This is a genomic window from Pantoea sp. F_5 (genome assembly GCF_008631595.1).
In the GTDB taxonomy this organism is placed as follows: domain Bacteria; phylum Pseudomonadota; class Gammaproteobacteria; order Enterobacterales; family Enterobacteriaceae; genus Pantoea; species Pantoea gossypiicola.
The window spans coordinates 366,784-385,538 of the sequence record NZ_VWUO01000002.1 but is presented as its reverse complement, the minus strand read 5'-3'; the positions used below and the strand labels follow the sequence as shown (position 1 = coordinate 385,538).

Genomic DNA, 18,755 nt, shown 5'->3' with positions numbered 1-18,755 from the left:
GTCAGTTCCTCCGCGCAACGCCATCGGTGCGCTCGATCCGCACCAAGTCGCCGCCGTCGCCGCCCAGCCGCAGTTCGGCCGCGCCGAACAGGCGATCCACGACGTAGTACGGCGCGCGGAAACGGTAGTTCACCAATTGCCCGTCGCCCTGCGCGCCGATGACAAACAGCGGCGGCAACTCGCCCTGAGCAATGCCGGCCGGAAACTGGATATAGACCTTCTCTCCATCATCGAAGGCGCGTAGCGGCTTCCACGGCGGGTTGCTGCCCGATACCGCGTAGCGGAAGCGGATCTTGTCCAGCGACAGGCCCGTATCGACAGGCGTTGTCGCCTGCGCCTGGCGCTGCAACGCGAGCATCCGGTCTTTCGGGTAGTCCCAGGATACCGACGCCATCCATGCCTTCTCGGTCGAGGTCAGCTCCAGCAGGTAGGTGCGCCGACTGGTGGTGATGACGAGATTGGTTTTCAGACCGGAACGGATGGGCTTGACCAGCACATTGACGCGCAGATCGGCCCCGCCGCCGCTGGACGTGTCGCCCACGATCCAGCGCACGGTATCGCCGGCGGCGACCGTCACCAGTTCCTCGCCCGGTTGAAGCGAAACCACCGTCACGCGCCCCGGCGACGCATAGACCTGATAAAGCGCGCCATCGGTGAACGGCCACACCTGAATCGCGTTGACGTAGCCCTCACGGGTAGGCGCGATACGCGCTTCTGCATTGGCACGGGAAACGCGCACCTTTTCGTCGGCCGGCTCCGGCGCAGCGGGGGCTTCATCGACTTCCGGCAGCGGCTTCAACTGCGCTGGCAGCGCCAGCGGTTCAGGGACGGCGACGACTTCGACGGGCTTGGGCGGTTCGGGCAACGGCTGGGCCAGCACCGGCTCGTCGAGCGAGATGGACGGCGGCGGCTTGCCCTGCGAGGCGCAGCCCGCGAGGGCCAGCAGCGTCAAAGGAAAAACGTAAAGGCGGAAACGAAGTTTCATGGTTTGGCTCCTTCGGAAGAATCCAGTTCGCGGCTCCATGACAGTCCGTTGACGTAGATACCCAATGGGTTCTTGCGCAGGCGCTGTTCGGTACGCGGGGTTTGCAGGACGGTCGAAAGCACGGCGTTCCAGCGTTCGGTGCCGGCGGGCGCACCGTTGACGTAGCGCTGCTCTGTCCAGCGCACGTTGAAAGACGTGTCGCTGGCGCGAACCACGCTGGTGATCTGCACCGTCACCGATTCCTTGCCGATGCGGGCGAATGGGTCATTGGTGCGGGCGTAGTCGTTGAGCACCGCCGCGCCCTTGTCGGTGGTGTAGTCGTAGGCATCGAGCCAGTTCTGCCGCACCACGATGGGATCGATGGACAGCGAGCGAACCAGCGTCACGAAGCGCGCCAGGTGGTGCGCGATCTGCGCGTCGCCGGGCCGGTACGGCGTGGCGGCCTCACCTACGGCGCGCACCTGCCCGGCCTGATCGACCTCGATGACATAGGGCGTCACGATGGACTGCGCCGAGCGCCACACCAGGCCGCCGGCCATCAGCAGCGCGAGCACCAGGCAGCCGAAGGCCATCAGGCGCCAGTTCTTGGCCTGCATGCGAGCCGAGCCGATACGGTCGTCCCATACCTGGGCGGCGGCTTGATACGGGGTGGCAGGCTGCGGCGTATCGGCGTAGCGCACCTGCGGGCGTTTGAATCGCATGGGTGTTCTCCTTGAAGGTTAGGTATCGGAATCCCGCAGGCTCGGGCCTTGCCCGGAGCCGCCGCCGTCGCCGCCGCGCAGCGTGTGGGCAGCAGTGGTCGCGGCATGGGTGGCCTGCTGGCGCCGGTGCATCCGCTTGGCCCAGGCCGGTTGCTCTTGCTTCTGCGAGCCTGCGGCGCCGTCTGCGGTCTGGCCGGGGCCAGCACCGTCGCTGCCGGCTTCTGTGCCGTTCCAGCCAGCGCGGAAGAAATCGGCCATCTTCTGCCCCGCAGCGGAAGCTCCAGAGGCGACGCGGCGGCCTGCGGCTTGTGCGCCGGTCTTGGCGACATTGCCGAGGCCAGCCGCCGCGCCCTTGGCACCGCCGCCGGCCGCAGTGGAACCGGCCTGGAACGCCGATCGGGCACTGCCGGCCGCCGAAGTCGCGGCACGCGCCCCGGCACCGGCCAGCTTTGCGGCCGCCGGGGCCATTCGTGCACCGGCCATGACGGCGCCGCCCACGCCCGTTGCGGCGGCGCCGATGGCAACGCCGGTGCCGACAGCGCCGACCGCAGCACCAGCCATCGCGCCCGCACCAAGCTGCGGCGCACCGGACACCAGGCCGGTGGCGATACCGGGTCCGAAAATGCCCAGCGCAAGCAGCGCGAGCGAGGCCAGCATCACGACCAGCGCGTGGTCGATGGATGGCTCGTCGGGATGCACCTGGAACTCGGCGAACAGGCCGGAACCGATGCCGACGATGACGGCCAGCACCAAGACCTTGATGCCTGACGACACCACGTTGCCCAGCACCTTTTCCGCGAGGAACGAGGTCTTGTTCCAGAGTGCAAACGGGATCAAGACGAAGCCGGCGAGCGTGGTCAGCTTGAACTCGATCAGCGTGATGAAAAGCTGTACCGCCAGCACGAAGAAGCAGAGGATCACCACCAGCCAGGCGATGAACAGCACCACGATGGGGTCGATGTTCACGAACACCTCGGGGAACCCAGCCATGTCCCCGATCTGTTCCAGAATCGGCGCGGCAGCGTCGATGCCGGTCTTCGCCAGCCGGCCAGGCTGAAGGAAGTTCTCCATCGTGATGGCCGAGCCGGTCGCGGTGATCCCCAAGCCGGCGAACGAGCGGAACACGATGCTCGCCAGCCAGTTGAAGTTGCCGATGATGTAGGCGAACGCGCCGACATAGAGCACCTTGCGCAGCAGCTTGGCGATCACGTCATCGCCCTGGCCGGTGGCGTGGCTCATGGCCCAATAAAGACCAGCGATCGTCATGTCGATGACGATGAGTGTGGCGGTGAGAAACGCCACTTCGCCCTGCAACAAACCGAAGCCCGAGTCGATGTAGCGCGAGAACGTATCGAGGAAACGGTCGATGATGGTCACGTCGTTCATGGCGAATCCTCGGACGGAGTGAGCAGAACGGCGCCCTCTGGCAATTCATCTGCGGGCGTATCGAAGCTCGGCGGAATCGGCGGAAGTTCAGCCAGCGAGTTGTATTCGTCCGGCCCGGTATGGCCGGCGAAAAAGCGCCGCCGGAAGGCTTCGGCGGCGGCGCGGCAGGCATCCTCGCCCACGGCCTGCCGGTCGGCCGCGCATTGCCCGCGCAATGCCTTGAGCCGCACCGGATCTGCGGCCAGGGCGTCGGCCAGGTTCTCGGCCGGCTGCTGGCCGCACGCGGTCAGCAGCACGGCCAGCAGGACGGAAGCGCTTCGCATGGCCGCCTCCGGTCAGTTGTTGTAGAAGTTGACGGACTGCGGCGTGTACGGCGTGCCGGTGCCGAGGAAGCGCCGCCGCACTTCGCGGGCGCGCTCCATAGCCGCCGCTTGCCGCGCCAGTTCCAGCGAAGCGGCCCGGTCCTGCGTGATCTGGAGCTGCTGCCCCTGGATCGACTGCTTGGCCTGCAAAGCCAGGAGCTGGTTCGTCGCCTGCATCGCTTGCAGCGCGCCGGTCGCCGATTGGCTCTGGTTCACGAGGTCGGCCAGCGCGCTTTCGTCTTGGGCGAGGTTCTGCGACACCTGCGCCTGCATCCGCATCGCGGTGTGCAGGCCGTTCAAGGTGTTCTGCCAGCGTTCGCGGGCGTCCTGCGCCATGCGGTCGCCGCTGATGGTGGCGGCGTACTGTTCCGGGTACAGGCGGGCGAACGTGGCATCCATGCTCTGCACGTCGTAGGCCAAGCCGCGCGCCTCGGCGATCAGGCGCTCGGTGGTGGCGAGCGTCGAGCGCAGGCGGTTGACGATGTTGAAGTCGAGGTTTGCCAGATTCCTGGCCTGGTTCATCAACATCTGCGCCTCGTTCTGGAGCTGGTTGATCTGGTTGTTGATCTGTTCCAGCGTGCGCACGGCGGTCAGCGTGTTCTGCACGAAGTTGGACGGGTCGAACACCGTCAGCGCGGATGCGGGCTGCATGGCCAGCAGCAATACCGACAACACAGCAGCGAGTGAGACAGAGAGCAAACGGGGCTTGGTCTTCATAGTGAAACCTCCAGCGGTTGAGAAGCGAGAAAGGAAGCTGCCGCCGGAGCGGACGGCAGCAGGTCGGCGGCCCAGCCGAGGCCGCGATGGCGCAGCCACGCGCCGGCGAAGCCGGGAGCGCCGGCCTGCGTCAGCACGCGGTCAATATCGCGTTGGTCTTGAGGGGTGGATGCGCCCGCGAATGCGAGCGCGACAGGCCCCAGGTCGAGGTCGAATAGGCGGTTGCCGAGGCGCGACTGGTAGTAGTAGTCGCGCTTGGGCTGCGCGGTGGCGACGATCTCGATCTGCCGGCTGTTGAGCCCGAAGCCCTCGTAGATCGTGCGAATCTGCGGCTCGGTCGCCTGCGGATTAGGTAAGAAAATCCGACTGGCGCAACTCTCGATGATCGCGGGCGCGATGGTCGAATCCTTGATGTCGGCCAGCGACTGCGTGGCGAAGATGACGCTGACGTTTTTTTTCCTGAGCGTCTTGAGCCATTGCCGGATGCGGGCCGCGAAAGATGGCTCATCAAGGAATAGCCACGCTTCATCGAGGATCAGCAGCGTCGGCGCACCGTCGAAACGCTCGTCGAAGCGGGCGAACAGGTAGCGCAGCACCGCTTGCACGGCGGCGGGGCTGTGCATCAGTTCTTCCATCTCGAAGCCCTGCACGTCGGCCATGCCCAGCCGGTCGTGGTCAGCGTCCAGCAGCTTGCCGTGTGCGCCGCCCAGCACATAGGGCGCGAGCGCTTGGCGCAGCGCGTTGGACTGCAATAACACCGACAAGCCGGTCATGGTGCGCTGCTCCACCGGCGCACCGGCAAGGCTTCTCAGCGCCGACCAGATGGCAGCCTTCTCGTCCGGGCCGACCGTCACGCCTTCGTGCAGCAGCCGGCCCTCCACCCATTCCGCGGCCCAGGTGCGGTAGCCCTCGTGGGCAATTCGCGCGAGTGGCTGGAAGGCGATGCCGCCATCGGCACCGAGGTCGTAGTGCTCACCGCCAAGGCCGAGGATGGTGGCGCGCATCGAGCGCCCCATGTCGAAGGCGAAGATCCGCGAGCCGAAGTAGCGCCGGAACTGCATGGCCAGGATGGCGAGCAGCACCGACTTGCCCATGCCAGTCGGCCCGGCGACAAGGGTGTGGCCCACGTCGCCGATGTGCGTTACCAGCCGGAACGGCGTCGCACCATCGGTGCGTGTCACGATCAGCGGCGGGCCGTCGAGGTGGTCGTTCTTCTTCGGCCCGGCCCATACCGCTGACATCGGCATCATGTGCGCCAGGTTCAGCGTCGAAACGATGGGCTGACGCACGTTCGCGTATGCGTTGCCGGGGACGGACGACAGCCACGCATCGACCGCGTTGAGGGTTTCGGGGATCGTCACGAAGCCCCGGCCTTGGATAACGCGCTCCACCATGCGCAGCTTCTCGTCGGCCACGGCCGGGTCGGCGTCGAGCACCGTCACCGTGGCGGTGAGGTAGCCGAAGGCGACTTGATCGCTGCCCAGCTCCTGCAAGGCGGCATCGGCGTCGGCGGCCTTGTTGCTGGCATCGGTATCGACCAGCGGGCTTTCCTGCTGAAAGATCGTTTCGCGCAGCAGCGCGATGACGTTCTTGCGCTTGGCGAACCATTGGCGCCGCAAGCGCCCCAACTCCCGTTCCGCCTCGGCTTTGTCGAGACACAGGAAGCGCGTATTCCAGCGATACGCAAAGCCCAGGCGGTTGAGGTCGTCCAAAATCCCCGGCCAGGTCGAGGTCGGGAAGCCTCGTACCGACACCACGCGCAGGTGCTGATCGCCCAGCATGGGCGCCAGGCCGCCGACCAGCGCGGCATCGGCCAGCAGCGCGTCGATATGGAACGGCACGTCGGGCACGCCGACGCGATAGCGGCGCGTGGAGACTGTGGCATGCAGGTAGGTCAGCGTCTGGCTGTCGTCCAGCCAGGCAATCTCCGGCATCACACCATCGAGCAGGTCGAACACGCGATCGGTCTCTGCCACGAAGGAATCGAGCCGACCGCGCCAGTCCACGCCCTCGGTGGGCCGGTTCTCGTACAGCATCCCAGCCGCACGGGCGCGAGACTCTTGCGGCGGTAGGTGTTGCAACGTGAAGTGATAGACGCTCTCGAAATGGCCATCCGACTCCTCGAACGCCGCGCGTCGCTCCTCATCCACCAGCCAGGACAGTGGTTCGGGAAAGGAGCACTGCGGATAGCTCGATGCCCGCATTCGCTCGGCCTCGATATAGAAGGCCCAGCCAGACCCGGTACGGCGAAGCGCGTTGTTCTGCCGCGCCGACGTGGCAATCAGTTCGCCCTGTGTCGCACTGTCCAGGTCGGGACCGCGAAACTGGAACGTGCGTTGAAACGAACCATCTTTGTTCAGTACAACGCCCGGCGCGACCAGCCCGGCCCAGGGCAGCCAGTCGGCAAGCAAGGCCGGGCGCTGACGATATTCGGCAAGGTTCAGCATGGCGTCCTCCCCTCACACGTCCAGAAGCGGGCGGTGTTTGATATGCCGCGCGAAGACCTGCATGAACTGCGGATCGACGCGAGCACCCCATACGGCCAGCGAGTGGCCGACGATCCAGAGCACCACGCCGGGAATCCACAGTTGCAGGCCCAGTCCGACGGCGGCGGCCAGCGTGCCGTTGGCAATTGCCACGGTGCGCGGCGCGCCGCCCAGCAGGATTGGCTCGGTCAGCGAGCGATGTAGCGGCACCTCGAAGCCCGGAAGGTCGCTGGCCGTACTCATACGACGGCCCCGCCGGAGAACGAGAAGAACGACAGGAAGAACGAGGAAGCGGCGAACGCGATGCTCAACCCGAACACGATCTGGATCAGCTTGCGAAAGCCGCCGCTGGTGTCGCCGAAGGCCAGCGCCAGGCCCGTGGCGATGATGATGATGACCGCGACGATGCGTGCCACCGGCCCCTGGATCGACTCCAGAATCGACTGCAAGGGCCCCTCCCACGGCATCGAGGAACCGGCGGCTTGCGCCGTGCCCGCCAGCAACAGCAGCAGCGCGGCCAGCAGCAGCCCTTGCCCCGCAGGGCGGGCGAGGCTGCGCAGTCGCGCTAGGCCGGACAGGTGAGGAAGCGGATTTACGGAAAAGCGGAAAGAATCAACGTGCGTCATGGCAGTTCTCCAAGTTGGTTAGGGGACGGGGATGTGCAGCGGCGTCGGCTGCGAGAGGAGCCGGCGTCAGCTTGGGAAACGGCGTTTCCAGCGCGTCCGCCAGGCGATAGCCGGTGCCGTCGAAGCCGACGACACGGGCGATGGTTTCGACGTGGCGCTTGCGGCCGCGTCCGGCGATGTGAATGACGACGTTGACCGCCTCGGCGATCAGCGCCCGCGGCGGATTCACAGCGACTTCGAGAATCAACTGTTCGAGGCGCAGCAAGGCGCCCAGCGCGGAGCCGGCGTGGATGGTTGCAATGCCGCCGGGGTGGCCGGTGCCCCACACTTTGATGAGGTCGAGGGCCTCGCCGCCGCGCACCTCGCCGACGATCACGCGGTCAGGCCGCAGGCGCATCGTGGCCCGCACCAGCTCGGTCATGGTGACGACGCCGGCGCGGGTGCGCAGCGGCACATGGTCGCGGGCCGCGCATTGCAGCTCGATGGTGTCTTCGAGCACCAGCACGCGGTCGCCTGTGGCGGCGATCTCGGCCAGCAGCGCGTTCGCCAGCGTGGTCTTGCCGGTGCTGGTGCCGCCGGCGATCAGGATGTTCTGCCGCTCGCGCACGGCGCGGCGCAGGAACTCGGCCTGCCCGGCGGTCAGGATGCCGTCGGCCACGTAGCGATCCAGACCGATGATGCTCACGGCCCGCTTGCGCAGCGCGAAGGCTGGCCCCGGGGCGGCCGGTGGCAGGATGCCCTCGAAACGCTCGCCGGTTTCCGGCAGCTCGGCGGTCAAGAGCGGCTGGCTGCGATGCACCTCCGCACCGACATGCGCGGCTACCAGGCGGATGATGCGTTCGCCATCTGCTTCGGGCAGTTCCACGCCCAGCGGCGAGCGACCCGACGACAACCGATCCACCCACAGGGTGCGATCCGGGTTGAGCATGATTTCCACCACGTCCGGGTCTTCGAGCGCAGCGGCGATCAGCGGCCCCATCGCCGTGCGCAGCATCTGGATGCGGCGATCCTGGGACGCCGCTGCGGATGACCGGGGTTCGGGCGGGATCTGCGGAACGGCACTCATGATGCACGCTCCGCAGTTCGTTCATGGGCGGACGCCATCGCTGGTGCGTCATCCATCCGCATCGGATCGGGGTGCAATTGCTCCACCACGTCGCGCACCAGACTGCGGCCACGCAGCAGGTGACGGCCCAACTGCTCGACGAACTGCTCGAAGCGCGCCTTGCCCTGGGCGCGGGCCGCGTCCTGGTGGGCTTCTGGCACTGGCGTGCTGACGGTCAGGAAATAGCGGATGAACAGCGCCAGCGTTTCGATCTGGATGTTCTGGTCGCGCTCCAGGCGTTCGGTCTGCCGCGACAGTCGATCCAGCCGCTTGGCAATAGCGGCCTCACGCTGGTCGCCAGCATCCGGTGACAGCCAGGACGCCAAGGCCGCTGCGACGATGGAGGACTTGGACACACCTTTCTTGGCGGCCAGTTCGTCCAGGCGCTTGGCGTGCTCGGGCTGGATGAAAAGGTTGAGGCGGTATTGGCTCATAGGTCGATTCCGTCGTTGGGGTCGAGGGAAGCCAGCCGGGCCGTGCGCTGCATGGACGGGTCGAGCTGGCCGGGAAGTGGCAGCACCAGGTCGTCGTCATCGAGCAGCGCCAGGTCGTTCGCATGTGCGTCAGGCTCGGGGTCGTAGGCGACGGTTTCGGAGAGTTCGGGCTGGCGGCGCGGGCCGCCGTCATCGGTGCCGCCCAGGCCATCGGCGGATGCCGAGGCCGGCGCCGCAGGTACGGCCGGGATCGCCAAGCCGCTCCAGTCGTCGGGGCGGGCTGGCGGCGCGTCGGCGTACCTCCCGACTGCGAGCGCGGGCGGTGGCAGGACGCGATTCTTGAAATTGGCGTCGGCGTAGTAGCGCAGCTTCTTCGCGTGGATCGGGGCGACGCTGGACACCATGACCACGGCGTCATCGGGCGGAAGCTGCATCACCTCGCCGGGCGTCAGCAGCGGACGCGCGGTTTCCTGACGCGACACCATCAGGTGCCCCAGCCATGGAGCGAGCCGGTGGCCGGCGTAGTTGCGCTGCGCGCGAAGCTCGGTGGCAGTGCCGAGGGTTTCGGAAATCCTTTTCGCCGTCCTTTCGTCGTTGGTGGCGAAAGTCACCCGGACATGGCAGTTGTCGAGGATGGAATGGTTCTGCCCATACGCCTTGTCGATCTGGTTCAGGCTCTGAGCGATGAGAAAGCTGCGGATGCCGTAGCCGGCCATGAAGGCAAGTGCGGACTCGAAGAAGTCCAGACGACCCAGCGCCGGAAATTCGTCCAGCATCAGCAGCAGCTTGTGGCGGCGCGCGATGCCGTCGCTGCCATCGAGCGATTCGGTCAGCCGCCGCCCGATCTGGTTCAAGATGAGCCGGATCAGCGGCTTGGTGCGGCTGATGTCGGAAGGCGGCACGACCAGATAGAGCGATACCGGATGCTCGGCGGAAATCAGGTCGGCGATGCGCCAGTCGCAGCGCGACGTGACTTCGGCCACGGTCGGGTCGCGGTACAGACCGAGAAACGACATGGCGGTGGAGAGCACGCCCGACCGCTCGTTGTCTGACTTGTTCAGCACTTCGCGCGCAGCGGATGCGACAACCGGGTGAGGCGCATCGCCCAGGTGCTTCGTCGTCATCATCCGGTGCAGCGTCAGCTCGAAGGGACAAGCAGGGTCGCTGAGGAAGTTTGCGACGCCGCGTAGCGTTTTGTCCTCGCCCGCGTAGAGCACATGCAGGATCGCGCCGACCAGCAGCGCATGACTGGTCTTTTCCCAATGGTTCCTGCGCTCAAGCGCACCATCGGGATCGACCAGAATGTCCGCCACGTTTTGCACGTCGCGGACTTCATGCGCGCCGCGCCGGACTTCGAGCAGCGGGTTGTAGGCTGCCGACTGCGCATCCGTGGGGTTGAACAGGAGGCAGTGGCTAAACCGCGAACGCCAGCCTGCGGTGAGCGTCCAGTTCTCGCCTTTGATGTCGTGAACGACGACGGATGCGGGCCAACTCAACAAGGTGGGAACGACCAGGCCCACACCCTTGCCCGAGCGTGTGGGGGCGAAGGTCAGGACGTGTTCCGGGCCTTCATGGCGAAGGTACTGGCCGCGATGCAGCCCGAGGAAAACCCCGTCGGGCTGGATCAGACCGGCTTTGCGTATGTCGTCCGCATCGGCCCAACGTGCCGAACCGTAGGTGGTGACAAGGCGCGCTTGCCGCGAGCGCCACACCGACATGGCGATGGCGACCCCCACGGCCACCAGACCGCTGCCACCCGCGATAGCCCCGCCGATATCGAAGACGTGCGGCGCGTAGGCGTCAAAGAAGAACCACCACTCGAACAGCCGCCAAGGGTGATAGACCGGAGTTCCAAAGAAGTCGAACCACGGCGAGCCAAGGCGTAGTTGATAGCCCAGGGCGGCGGCTGTCCATTGCGTTGCACTCCACACGCCGGCGATCACGATGCCGAATACGGCGGCGATCTGCCCGAACAGTACGCCCTGAGCTTGCATCGACTGGCCTCCGATTTCCCTGCGCTGATTCTTCGTTCAAAAGCGGCACAGGGACGTGCCGCATAGAGGGAGGATCGGTGCCGGGTAGGTGCCGGTCAAAGACCGTTATCGGAAGCAAGATGATGCAAAAAGCATCGTTCCAGGCTGGAGCGAAACCAATAGAAACGCCGCAGGCGCGAGCGCGCTGCGGCGTGTTTGGTTAAGAGGGAAAATAATTTGTGAAGGACTAGCGACTAGAACTTAGGTGGCGCCTCCGGCGGGGTATAGGGCGTGTTGCCGTCGCCATAGAACCGCTTGCGCGTGGCTTCTGCCACGCGGTTGCAGAGTACGTCGCCAAGCGTCGCACGGTCGGTCTTGCACTGCTGACGCAACTCCTTCAACCGTGCAGGATCGGCAGCCAGTTCCTCGACGGTCGGGATGTTGGCCTGCTTGGGCGTCTCAGATGGGCCGCAGGCCGTGAGCAAGCCGGCCAGCAGCAATAGCGTCATTCGCTTCATAGCTCGATTTCCTCCTGTGGGTCAGATTCGGCTGACGGCACGGGCCTTGCGCCTTCGGGCAAGTCGATTGCCTGTACCCGTTCGACGAATCGAGTCAGCACTTCAGACTCTTCCCCTTCGCGCCGCAGAAGGTAGGTGGTCAGCATAGGGGAGCGCCCGGCCAATGGCCGGGCCACCACGCCGCATTCCCGGCTCGCCACGATATGCGGCAAGCCGGCTAGACCCAAGGCGAAGCCAGCGGAAACCACCACCATCATCAGCTCGAACGAAGCGACACGTTCTGCGATCAGCGGCTCGCGGTCGGATCGACGCAGCATGCGTTCCACCTGGCGAGCATGGCCCTCGCACGCCTGCGGATCGCAGAGCACCAGCGGAAATTGCAGCAATTCATCCAATGGGATTCGCTTGTGCTTGAGCAGGTGATGCCGCGCGGGCACAGCCACCATGAGCGGGTCGCTCCATACGGCCTCGGCGGTTATGCCGTCACCCACTTCATCGGATTGAGCAAACCCCAAGTCGTACAGATCGTCTTGCAGGCCCTTGAGTTGCTGTGAAAGCGGCACTTGGAAAAGCCGAATATCCACCTCGGGTTCCTCCTGCCTGCACATCGCCAGCAAGCTCGGGAGACGCGAAGACGTGATGCCGTCGGAAACGGCGATTCTCAACTGGCCGTGGAAGCCGTTGGATGCTGCTTTCACACTGTCGCGCGCTTGCTGCAAGGCCGTGAACACGCGTGGCACATGCTCTAGAAACAGCTTGCCTGCCCGTGTCAGGCGCGTGCTTCGGCTGGAGCGGATGAACAACTGTTCCCCTAGTTCTTCCTCCAGCTCCTTGATCGTGCGCGACAGGGGCGATTGCTCGATGTGCAGCTTTTCCGCTGCACGAGCGAAGTGGAGTTCTTCCGCAACGGCGACAAAGCAACGCAGGTGCCGTAGTTCCATTTTGTAGTCCTTACTTTGGTTAGCGCACAGCCGGAGGTGGCATATGTTTCCTATCGGCTGGCGCCTGTGCAGTTGTCACGCCCGAAAGTGTACTGTATAGTACGTTACATAAACGATGAAGCCAAGGACAATCGAAGTGGTAAAGGATCAGCGCACATCACCGACGAAGCATCGAACCGCAAAGGGCGCACAGCGCCTTCAGGATCTAATCTCCGTTGCGGCTGAGCTATTCCTCGAACGCGGTTTCGACAGCGTCGCCGTGGATGACTTGATCGCCCGCGTGGGAGGTTCACGCAGCAACATCTATAGCCACTTCGGCGGCAAGGAAGGACTGTTCAAGGAGGCCATGATCAGTCTGTGCGCAGACGTGGCGAAGCCGCTGGAGCAGTTGCGAATCGGGAATGGCGGGCCAGAAGAAGTGCTTCCATTGCTCGGCAAGCGGCTACTACAGTCCGCACTGTCCCCACGCACGCTTGCCCTGCACCGTCTCTTAGTCAATGAAGGCAGGCGCTTTCCCGATGTTGCACAGGCAATGTGGGAAGTGAGTTACGGCAAGGCCATCGAGATCCTCTCCGACTGGATCGAGACGCAACAGCAATCGGGAAAAGACCTGTCTGGCGCGGTTCCAGCCAAAGTGCTTGCCGAACATTTCATTGGCCTGGTAGCCGGCCATGCCAAGCTGCTGGCAGCTTCAGGACTCCGTTCGTCACCTTTGTCCAACAGCGAGATCGACCGAATTGTGGGCCACGCCGTCCAGACCTTTCTTCATGGCTCATTGAGCCGTGGAGTGGAGCGTAGAGAGAAGAAATAACAACTGAATTTTTCTAGTCCGGGGTTAGCACTCACTCCATGAATCGGTCCTCTACCTCCAACGGAGAGAGCGATCCGGCCGAATCCAAGGCGAGATCAATTTGTCAACATTAAGGATGAGGTACACACATCATGATCGATCAGAAAGATAAATTTGACACTAAACAAGTACACGGCGCAAAGGCCAGCGCGGCGACTTCAGCACAGGTCGGAAAGCATTGGGCAGACCCTGGTTTTTTCAATGACAACGTACTGCTTGACGCACTGATCAAGCACATCCTGAGCCTGATGCCCTACGGCATGACCGATTTCGGCGAGGTCATGGACGTGGTGCACCGGCTCAAGGGCAGCGACGAAGAGGCTTGGGTCAGTGCCTGGGCCGCGCTGGCAGGCCGGCTGCAGGACAGGGCCGAAGCGGCTGACCAAAAAGGCAAGCGCGTCACCGCCGCCAGCGCCTTTCTTCGGGCCTCCACCTACTGGCGCTGCGCGCTCCTGTATTTCAGCGACTTCGAGGACAAGCGCATGAAGGAGTACGCGGTCGCCAGCGCCTCGTGCTACGAGCGCTACATCAAGCTGTCGGGCTACCCCGGCGAGCGCATCGAAATCCCCTACGAGGGCGACTTCCTTCCCGGCTACTTCTACCGGTCGCCCCATGCGGGCGCAAAGGCACCACTGCTCATCGTCACGCCTGGCCGGGATACCTGGGCCGAAGACACCCGCTGGGTGTGCGAAGGCGCGCTGCAACGGGGTATCCACTGCCTGACCTACGATGGTCCGGGCCAGGGATTCGCGCTGCGACTGAACAATCTCACCTTCCGCCCGGATTGGGAAAAGGTCGTCAGCCCGCTGATCGACTTCGCGCTGGAAAAATTCCCGGAAATCGACGCCTCCAACATCGCGCTGATGGGACTGAGCTTCGGCGGCTATCTGGCGCCGCGCGTGGCCGCGTTCGACAAGCGCATCAAGCTCTGCATCACCGATCCCGGCAACATCAGTTGGGGCCGCCAGATCATCGCGCAACTGGAGCGCTTCGCTGACCACCCGCTGGACCAGATTCCGGAGCAGATGCGCAACCTGGTGCGTGACTACGCCTGGAAGCACGGCGTGCCGAACACGATCAAGGATGTGGTGCAGGCCCTCCAGCCCTACGACAACTCGGCCGTTCTGGACAAGGTGACCTGCGAGACGCTCGTGCTGGACGGCACCGGCGAGGTCTTCCATGGAGCCAAGCCGTTCTACGACGCCTTGCAAGGTCCCAAGGAATACCTGTTGTTCGACGAGACCTCGACGGCGCAGTCGCACTGCCAGATCGGCGGTTATGCGACGGCCACCGAATACATCTTCGACCGGATCGCCGAACGGTTGGGTTGCGCGTGATCCGCGCGTCCCGCTCGACCTGACAACCTCACGCAACTCCCATCAGGAACACGAAATGAATTCTTCGCTTCCCAGTACCAATGAGTTCCGCCTTGGCGGAGAGCTGCCCATCAACCGGCTGGGCTTTGGCGCCATGCGCCTGCCTTGCAACGGCTTCCGTGGTCCGGCGCGAGACCCGGAAACCGGGCGTGCCGTGCTGCGCCGCGCAGTCGAACTCGGCGTCAACCACATCGATACGGCCGAGTTCTACCAGAGCACCGATGGTTCGGTACGCGCCAATGCGCTCATCCGTGAGGCGTTGTATCCCTATCGGTCCAACCTGCTGATCGCGACCAAGGTCGGGGTCGTGTTCAACCCGGATGGCAGCCATCGACCGGCCACCGGTGCCGACATGCGCAGGCTCGTCGAAGAGAACCTGTCGAGTCTTGGCCTGGACCGTCTCGATCTGGTGTACCTGCGCATCGGCGAGATGACGGTGCCTCACGGCGAGTCGCTGGCCGAACGCTTCGAGGCGCTGGCCGCACTGCGTGCAGAAGGCCTGATTCGGCATCTGGGCATCAGCAACGTCGATATCGGGCACTTCAACGAGGCCCGCGCCATCGCCCCGATCGCGGCCGTGCAGAACAACTTCCATATCGCCAAGCGCGAGGACCTGAGCCTGCTGAAGGCCTGCGAAGAAGCCGGCATCGCGTTCTGCCCGTTCTTCCCGCTCGGTGGGGGCATGGGGGAGATCGACGACGGGCGGCTGGCCCGGGTCGCCGGAAGGCATGGTGCCACGCCGTCCCAGATCGCGCTGGCCTGGTTGTTGGCATCCTCCCCGGTGATGCTGGCGATCCCCGGCACGGGCTCCGTCGAGCACCTTCAGGAGAACGTCGCCGCCGGTGGCATTTCCCTCACCGAGGAAGACCATGCCGAACTGGCATGAATTCGGCGTCCGCTCGGTCATCTCGCGCTTAGCGCGAGGTGCCGCGCTGCTCGCCGTGGTTCTCGGAGCAGTCAGCCTGTCGTCCGGGTGCGCAACGGTGGATTTCAGCGAGTCTCCGGTCGGCTCGGTGAGCTTTGAAAAGTATCGACGCGACACGATCGCTCAAATCCAGGCCGGCCGCAGTTTCCAGCTTGCCGACCGGGATGCCGAGTTGGCGTGGAATGCCCCACAGGAGTGGCGGCCCGCTGAATCCGAGGCGGGAGCGCGTCCGCGAAAAGGGATTCTGTTCGTGCATGGCCTCGGCGATTCGCCCTGGTCCTTCCACGACGTGGGGCCGCCACTGGCGAGCCAAGGATTACTGGTGCGAACGGTGCTCCTCCCCGGCCACGGCACGCGGCCCGACGACTTGCTGACGACAACGGCGGAGCAATGGCGCCAAGTGGTCTGGGAACAGGCCATGGCGCTGCAGCGCGACGTCGATGGCGAGGTGTACCTAGGAGGGTTCTCCACGGGGGCGAACCTGGTCCTTGACTACGCGTATTCGCATCCCGAGATCGCAGGACTGGTGCTGTTCTCGCCCGGCTTCAAGAGCATGCCCTTCGATTGGCTTGCGCCGCTGGCGGCCCGTGTCCGGCCCTGGCTCATCAAGCCTGACGGGACGATTCCGATGCAGAACGCCGTCAAGTACTTCAACGTCCCGTCCAACGGGTTCGCACAGTTCTATCGGACCAGCGCCAACGCACGCCGGCTGCTGCGCGACCGGGCCTATGAGAAGCCGGTCTTCATGGTCGTTGCCGAGCACGATTCCGTGCTGGATACCGACTATCTGTTCGATGTCTTCCAGCAGCGCTTCACGCACCCGGACAGCCGCTTGGTCTGGTACGGAGGCGAGCCGGACGGACTGACGGATCGCCGGCGCGTTCTGGTCCGGCAGGACCGGCTGCCCGAATGGCGCATCAGCCAGTTCTCGCACATGAGCGTCACGTTCTCTCCCGCCAACACTGTTTATGGGGACGGCGGCAGCCTGCGCCTGTGCCTGAACGGCTTGCGTGAAGGCGACACGCAGGCCTGCGAAAAGGGGGAGCCCGTCTGGTACTCGGACTGGGGCTATCGAGAGGAAGGGAAGATCCACGCACGGCTCACCTTCAACCCGTATTTCGAGTGGCAGACCTCGGTGATGCTGGCGATGCTTGACACCGCAACCACATCCGTCATCTCGCAGGACGTCACGTTGAAGACCTCCACGAGCGAACGCTCCCGGCCAGCATCGCCCCCTCGATCCATTGACATTCCAAAAGCAGCCGAAAGGTAAAGAGACACCATGAAAAGAGTGCAGTTCAGCAGCTACGGCGGCCCCGAGACGATGGCATTCGCCGAATATACACTTCCCCCACTCGAAGCCCGACGGGTGCGCGTGCGCGTGAAAGCCGCTGCGATCAATCCGCTGGATTGGAAGCTGCGGCGCGGTGTCATGAAGTTCGTCACCGGACGGAAGTTTCCTCAGGGTATGGGTTCGGACTTCGCTGGGGTAGTGGAAGAAGTCGGCACCGATGTCACCGACTTCCGTGTGGGCGACGAAGTTTTCGGCACGGTCGAGATTAAGAGGCAAGGTGCGTTTGCCGAGGTCGTCGATGCCGACGCCAAGCTCATTGTCCGCAAGCCCGCCTCGCTCACGTTCAGCGAAGCCGCGTGCCTCCCCATCCCGGCGGCAACCGCCTGGGCGGCCGTCGTCGGCGTCGCGCGCGTGGGCCACGGTTCGAGAATCTTCATCCACGGCTGCAGCGGCGCCGTAGGCAGCAGCGCGGTCCAACTCGCGCAGGCGCATGGCGCGCAGGTGTGCGGCGCGTGCGGCGATGCTTCGATCGCTGCAGCGAGGGCTGCTGGCGTCAATCCGGTGTTTCCTTACTCGGAGAAGGCCTCGTTTGCATCCGACGGCCTCTACGACGCGGTGTTCGACACGCTCGGTACGCTGGCCGTCGCTGATGGACTGGCGATGCTCAAGCCCAAGGGCCGCTTCATCGACATCAATCCGACTCCGGCCAGGATGCTGCGCGGCCTCATCTCCGGGCGCTACCGGATGACGTTCTCGACAGGCGGTTTCAAGAATCTGGAGGAAATCGCCAAGTTAGCCGGCGACGGAAAGCTGCGTTCTTCCATTGGTCTGGAAGCGCCGTTTGCCGATGCGCTGTCAATGATCAAGGACACGGAAGTCGGCCGGCGCCCGCCAGGCCGAATCGTGTTGATCATGTAAGCGTACCTGGAGTGAAAGCCAATTTTCTGATTTTGCCGAATCTATAGATCGCGCTTGAGGCTATCCGCATTTAATTTCTGAGGGTGAGAACGCCAAAGTGTGCGGAGTCAATTCTCCGGGCACTTTTTATCACACGAATCGACCAACCTCTCAGGGTCGCTCTGCTTCGTCAGTTCCAGTGGAAACGCTGCTTTAACCGAGAAAACCCCCGTATCCGGGCGCGTTCCGAACCGCGCATCCCCAACAGTGACGTTGGTGTTCTCACCATTTCCTTTGATCATCGCGAAGGGGAACCGAGACCAGTACAGGAAATCGGCCATCTGCTTGCTCTGCCCAGCCACCAGAGCAATCGCCGACTGGTCCATGTGAGAGGAAACAAGTTCCTGGTCCAGCGATACATGAGGGTTGGGAAGCCAGCGAAAATCACCAAAGCCATACTGATGCTCTGTCTGCACGACGATCCTCCGCCTGAACGGGTCGGCAAATACCGGATTCGCCAGAACCTGCTGCGGTTGACCCAGACCAGACTCCTTGAACTCGCGGGCTACACGTTCTTCCACAACTCGCCCACTCGCGACCATTGCGCCGCTATAGAGTGTGGTTACCAGAAGGGCCACTATCGCCGGGCTGGATGTCCGACCTGCGCCCGAGCGCTCGCGGCGCCGTGATAGCCAGATTCCTATGCCAAGGGCGAGCCAGATCCATGGATCGGCGATGAAAAGCGCATCGCCATAAAACCAACGCTCCGAGAACGGCATCAGAAGCCGGATGCCCCAGCTATTCATCCAGTCCAGCAAGGGGTGCGAAAGCGCGCCGATATAGCTGAGCAACAAGAGCTGCCCCGGCTGAACGGCGGGGCGCGCGCCTGGTCGTGAACCTCTACGGGTTTGCCATCTGTCGAACCACAGCAGCACGAGCGTTAGAACCGCTGGCAGCACGAGCAACCCGATCGGGCCATGTGTCCAGCCACGCCTGCACGAGAGAGCCTCGCCGAAAGCGATACACAAGACATCCACGTCGGACAGATTCGCGCCGATCATCAATGCCGGCATCGCGAGCGCCGTTCGCCGCTTGAGCCCGGCCTGCCCCAAAGCGGCGCCGACCAAAGTGTGAGTCAGGTTGTCCACTACAAGAAGCTCGCAGTTTGGTTGTCTATTG

At 64.2% G+C, this 18,755-nt stretch carries 18 protein-coding genes and 1 pseudogene; 5 read left to right on the top strand and 14 right to left on the bottom strand.

Features of this window, described 5'->3' with window-relative positions; translation table 11 throughout:
- Position 1: 1 nt before the first annotated feature.
- From trbG to F3I44_RS04235, 13 genes and pseudogenes are all read right to left on the bottom strand, one after another.
- Complete coding sequence (trbG, locus tag F3I44_RS04295) at positions 2 to 985, bottom strand: P-type conjugative transfer protein TrbG (RefSeq protein WP_150012748.1); 984 nt, start codon at positions 983 to 985, stop codon at positions 2 to 4.
- Complete coding sequence (gene trbF, locus F3I44_RS04290) at positions 982 to 1,686, bottom strand: conjugal transfer protein TrbF (protein WP_007704357.1); 705 nt, start codon at positions 1,684 to 1,686, stop codon at positions 982 to 984. The genes trbG and trbF overlap by 4 nt, the downstream gene beginning before the upstream one ends.
- 18 nt (positions 1,687 to 1,704) lie before the next feature.
- Positions 1,705 to 3,072, bottom strand: coding sequence for a P-type conjugative transfer protein TrbL (gene trbL / locus F3I44_RS04285; protein ID WP_053531560.1), 1,368 nt, complete (start codon positions 3,070 to 3,072; stop codon positions 1,705 to 1,707).
- The gene (locus F3I44_RS04280; RefSeq protein WP_038858343.1) at positions 3,069 to 3,395 is read right to left on the bottom strand and encodes a hypothetical protein; all 327 of its coding nucleotides are present in this window, start codon (positions 3,393 to 3,395) and stop codon (positions 3,069 to 3,071) included. Before F3I44_RS04280 ends, trbL begins: the two co-directional genes overlap by 4 nt.
- Before the next feature lie 12 nt (positions 3,396 to 3,407).
- Complete coding sequence (gene trbJ / locus F3I44_RS04275) at positions 3,408 to 4,151, bottom strand: P-type conjugative transfer protein TrbJ (protein WP_150012745.1); 744 nt, start codon at positions 4,149 to 4,151, stop codon at positions 3,408 to 3,410.
- On the bottom strand, positions 4,148 to 6,598 hold the full coding sequence (gene trbE / locus F3I44_RS04270) for a conjugal transfer protein TrbE (protein WP_150012743.1): 2,451 nt from the start codon (positions 6,596 to 6,598) through the stop codon (positions 4,148 to 4,150). The genes trbJ and trbE overlap by 4 nt, the downstream gene beginning before the upstream one ends.
- A gap of 12 nt (positions 6,599 to 6,610) precedes the next feature.
- Positions 6,611 to 6,880 (bottom strand): VirB3 family type IV secretion system protein, encoded by a 270-nt coding sequence (locus F3I44_RS04265; protein ID WP_006378802.1) that lies wholly within the window; start codon positions 6,878 to 6,880, stop codon positions 6,611 to 6,613.
- Complete coding sequence (locus F3I44_RS04260) at positions 6,877 to 7,263, bottom strand: TrbC/VirB2 family protein (RefSeq protein WP_150012741.1); 387 nt, start codon at positions 7,261 to 7,263, stop codon at positions 6,877 to 6,879. The genes F3I44_RS04265 and F3I44_RS04260 overlap by 4 nt, the downstream gene beginning before the upstream one ends.
- Positions 7,260 to 8,329, bottom strand: a pseudogene (gene trbB / locus F3I44_RS04255) (P-type conjugative transfer ATPase TrbB). Before trbB ends, F3I44_RS04260 begins: the two are co-directional and overlap by 4 nt.
- Positions 8,326 to 8,802, bottom strand: a complete 477-nt coding sequence (locus tag F3I44_RS04250) for a ribbon-helix-helix protein, CopG family (protein WP_150012739.1) — start codon at positions 8,800 to 8,802, stop codon at positions 8,326 to 8,328. The pseudogene trbB and the gene F3I44_RS04250 overlap by 4 nt, the downstream one beginning before the upstream one ends.
- On the bottom strand, positions 8,799 to 10,796 hold the full coding sequence (locus tag F3I44_RS04245) for a conjugal transfer protein TraG (RefSeq protein WP_150012736.1): 1,998 nt from the start codon (positions 10,794 to 10,796) through the stop codon (positions 8,799 to 8,801). The genes F3I44_RS04250 and F3I44_RS04245 overlap by 4 nt, the downstream gene beginning before the upstream one ends.
- 233 nt (positions 10,797 to 11,029) lie before the next feature.
- Positions 11,030 to 11,293, bottom strand: a complete 264-nt coding sequence (locus F3I44_RS04240; RefSeq protein ID WP_038862368.1) for an EexN family lipoprotein — start codon at positions 11,291 to 11,293, stop codon at positions 11,030 to 11,032.
- A complete protein-coding gene (locus tag F3I44_RS04235; protein ID WP_007704377.1) occupies positions 11,290 to 12,234 on the bottom strand; it encodes a LysR family transcriptional regulator in 945 nt (314 codons plus the stop codon). Before F3I44_RS04235 ends, F3I44_RS04240 begins: the two co-directional genes overlap by 4 nt.
- 136 nt (positions 12,235 to 12,370) lie before the next feature.
- Between F3I44_RS04235 and F3I44_RS04230 the strand changes: the two genes are divergently transcribed.
- The 5 genes from F3I44_RS04230 to F3I44_RS04210 all read left to right on the top strand — a co-directional run bounded on the left by F3I44_RS04230 (position 12,371) and on the right by F3I44_RS04210 (position 17,597).
- Positions 12,371 to 13,045: a TetR/AcrR family transcriptional regulator gene (locus F3I44_RS04230; protein WP_032805120.1), complete on the top strand. Its 675-nt coding sequence runs from the start codon at positions 12,371 to 12,373 to the stop codon at positions 13,043 to 13,045.
- A gap of 131 nt (positions 13,046 to 13,176) precedes the next feature.
- Positions 13,177 to 14,421: a S9 family peptidase gene (locus tag F3I44_RS04225; RefSeq protein ID WP_150012734.1), complete on the top strand. Its 1,245-nt coding sequence runs from the start codon at positions 13,177 to 13,179 to the stop codon at positions 14,419 to 14,421.
- A gap of 55 nt (positions 14,422 to 14,476) precedes the next feature.
- Positions 14,477 to 15,346 carry an aldo/keto reductase gene (locus F3I44_RS04220; RefSeq protein WP_150012732.1) on the top strand — a complete coding sequence of 290 codons (870 nt, stop codon included), beginning with the start codon at positions 14,477 to 14,479 and terminating at the stop codon, positions 15,344 to 15,346.
- Complete coding sequence (locus F3I44_RS04215; RefSeq protein WP_033944414.1) at positions 15,330 to 16,658, top strand: carboxylesterase; 1,329 nt, start codon at positions 15,330 to 15,332, stop codon at positions 16,656 to 16,658. The genes F3I44_RS04220 and F3I44_RS04215 overlap by 17 nt, the downstream gene beginning before the upstream one ends.
- Before the next feature lie 9 nt (positions 16,659 to 16,667).
- Positions 16,668 to 17,597 carry an NADP-dependent oxidoreductase gene (locus tag F3I44_RS04210; protein ID WP_032805122.1) on the top strand — a complete coding sequence of 310 codons (930 nt, stop codon included), beginning with the start codon at positions 16,668 to 16,670 and terminating at the stop codon, positions 17,595 to 17,597.
- A gap of 107 nt (positions 17,598 to 17,704) precedes the next feature.
- Here the strand turns inward: F3I44_RS04210 and F3I44_RS04205 are convergent, their stop codons facing one another.
- On the bottom strand, positions 17,705 to 18,724 hold the full coding sequence (locus tag F3I44_RS04205) for a metal-dependent hydrolase (protein ID WP_053531607.1): 1,020 nt from the start codon (positions 18,722 to 18,724) through the stop codon (positions 17,705 to 17,707).
- Between the last annotated feature and the right edge of the window lie 31 nt (positions 18,725 to 18,755).

What these genes read in the sequence shown, in the direction of transcription:
- F3I44_RS04260 (WP_150012741.1), bottom strand. Translation starts at nt 7,263, where the DNA reads ATGACGCACGTTGATTCTTTCCGCTTTTCCGTAAATCCGCTTCCTCAC.
- F3I44_RS04210 (WP_032805122.1), top strand. Translation starts at nt 16,668, where the DNA reads ATGAAAAGAGTGCAGTTCAGCAGCTACGGCGGCCCCGAGACGATGGCA.
- F3I44_RS04250 (WP_150012739.1), bottom strand. Translation starts at nt 8,802, where the DNA reads ATGAGCCAATACCGCCTCAACCTTTTCATCCAGCCCGAGCACGCCAAG.
- trbE (WP_150012743.1), bottom strand. Translation starts at nt 6,598, where the DNA reads ATGCTGAACCTTGCCGAATATCGTCAGCGCCCGGCCTTGCTTGCCGAC.
- F3I44_RS04215 (WP_033944414.1), top strand. Translation starts at nt 15,330, where the DNA reads ATGCCGAACTGGCATGAATTCGGCGTCCGCTCGGTCATCTCGCGCTTA.
- trbJ (WP_150012745.1), bottom strand. Translation starts at nt 4,151, where the DNA reads ATGAAGACCAAGCCCCGTTTGCTCTCTGTCTCACTCGCTGCTGTGTTG.
- F3I44_RS04235 (WP_007704377.1), bottom strand. Translation starts at nt 12,234, where the DNA reads ATGGAACTACGGCACCTGCGTTGCTTTGTCGCCGTTGCGGAAGAACTC.
- F3I44_RS04265 (WP_006378802.1), bottom strand. Translation starts at nt 6,880, where the DNA reads ATGAGTACGGCCAGCGACCTTCCGGGCTTCGAGGTGCCGCTACATCGC.
- trbF (WP_007704357.1), bottom strand. Translation starts at nt 1,686, where the DNA reads ATGCGATTCAAACGCCCGCAGGTGCGCTACGCCGATACGCCGCAGCCT.
- F3I44_RS04280 (WP_038858343.1), bottom strand. Translation starts at nt 3,395, where the DNA reads ATGCGAAGCGCTTCCGTCCTGCTGGCCGTGCTGCTGACCGCGTGCGGC.
- trbL (WP_053531560.1), bottom strand. Translation starts at nt 3,072, where the DNA reads ATGAACGACGTGACCATCATCGACCGTTTCCTCGATACGTTCTCGCGC.
- trbG (WP_150012748.1), bottom strand. Translation starts at nt 985, where the DNA reads ATGAAACTTCGTTTCCGCCTTTACGTTTTTCCTTTGACGCTGCTGGCC.
- F3I44_RS04240 (WP_038862368.1), bottom strand. Translation starts at nt 11,293, where the DNA reads ATGAAGCGAATGACGCTATTGCTGCTGGCCGGCTTGCTCACGGCCTGC.
- F3I44_RS04245 (WP_150012736.1), bottom strand. Translation starts at nt 10,796, where the DNA reads ATGCAAGCTCAGGGCGTACTGTTCGGGCAGATCGCCGCCGTATTCGGC.
- F3I44_RS04220 (WP_150012732.1), top strand. Translation starts at nt 14,477, where the DNA reads ATGAATTCTTCGCTTCCCAGTACCAATGAGTTCCGCCTTGGCGGAGAG.
- F3I44_RS04225 (WP_150012734.1), top strand. Translation starts at nt 13,177, where the DNA reads ATGATCGATCAGAAAGATAAATTTGACACTAAACAAGTACACGGCGCA.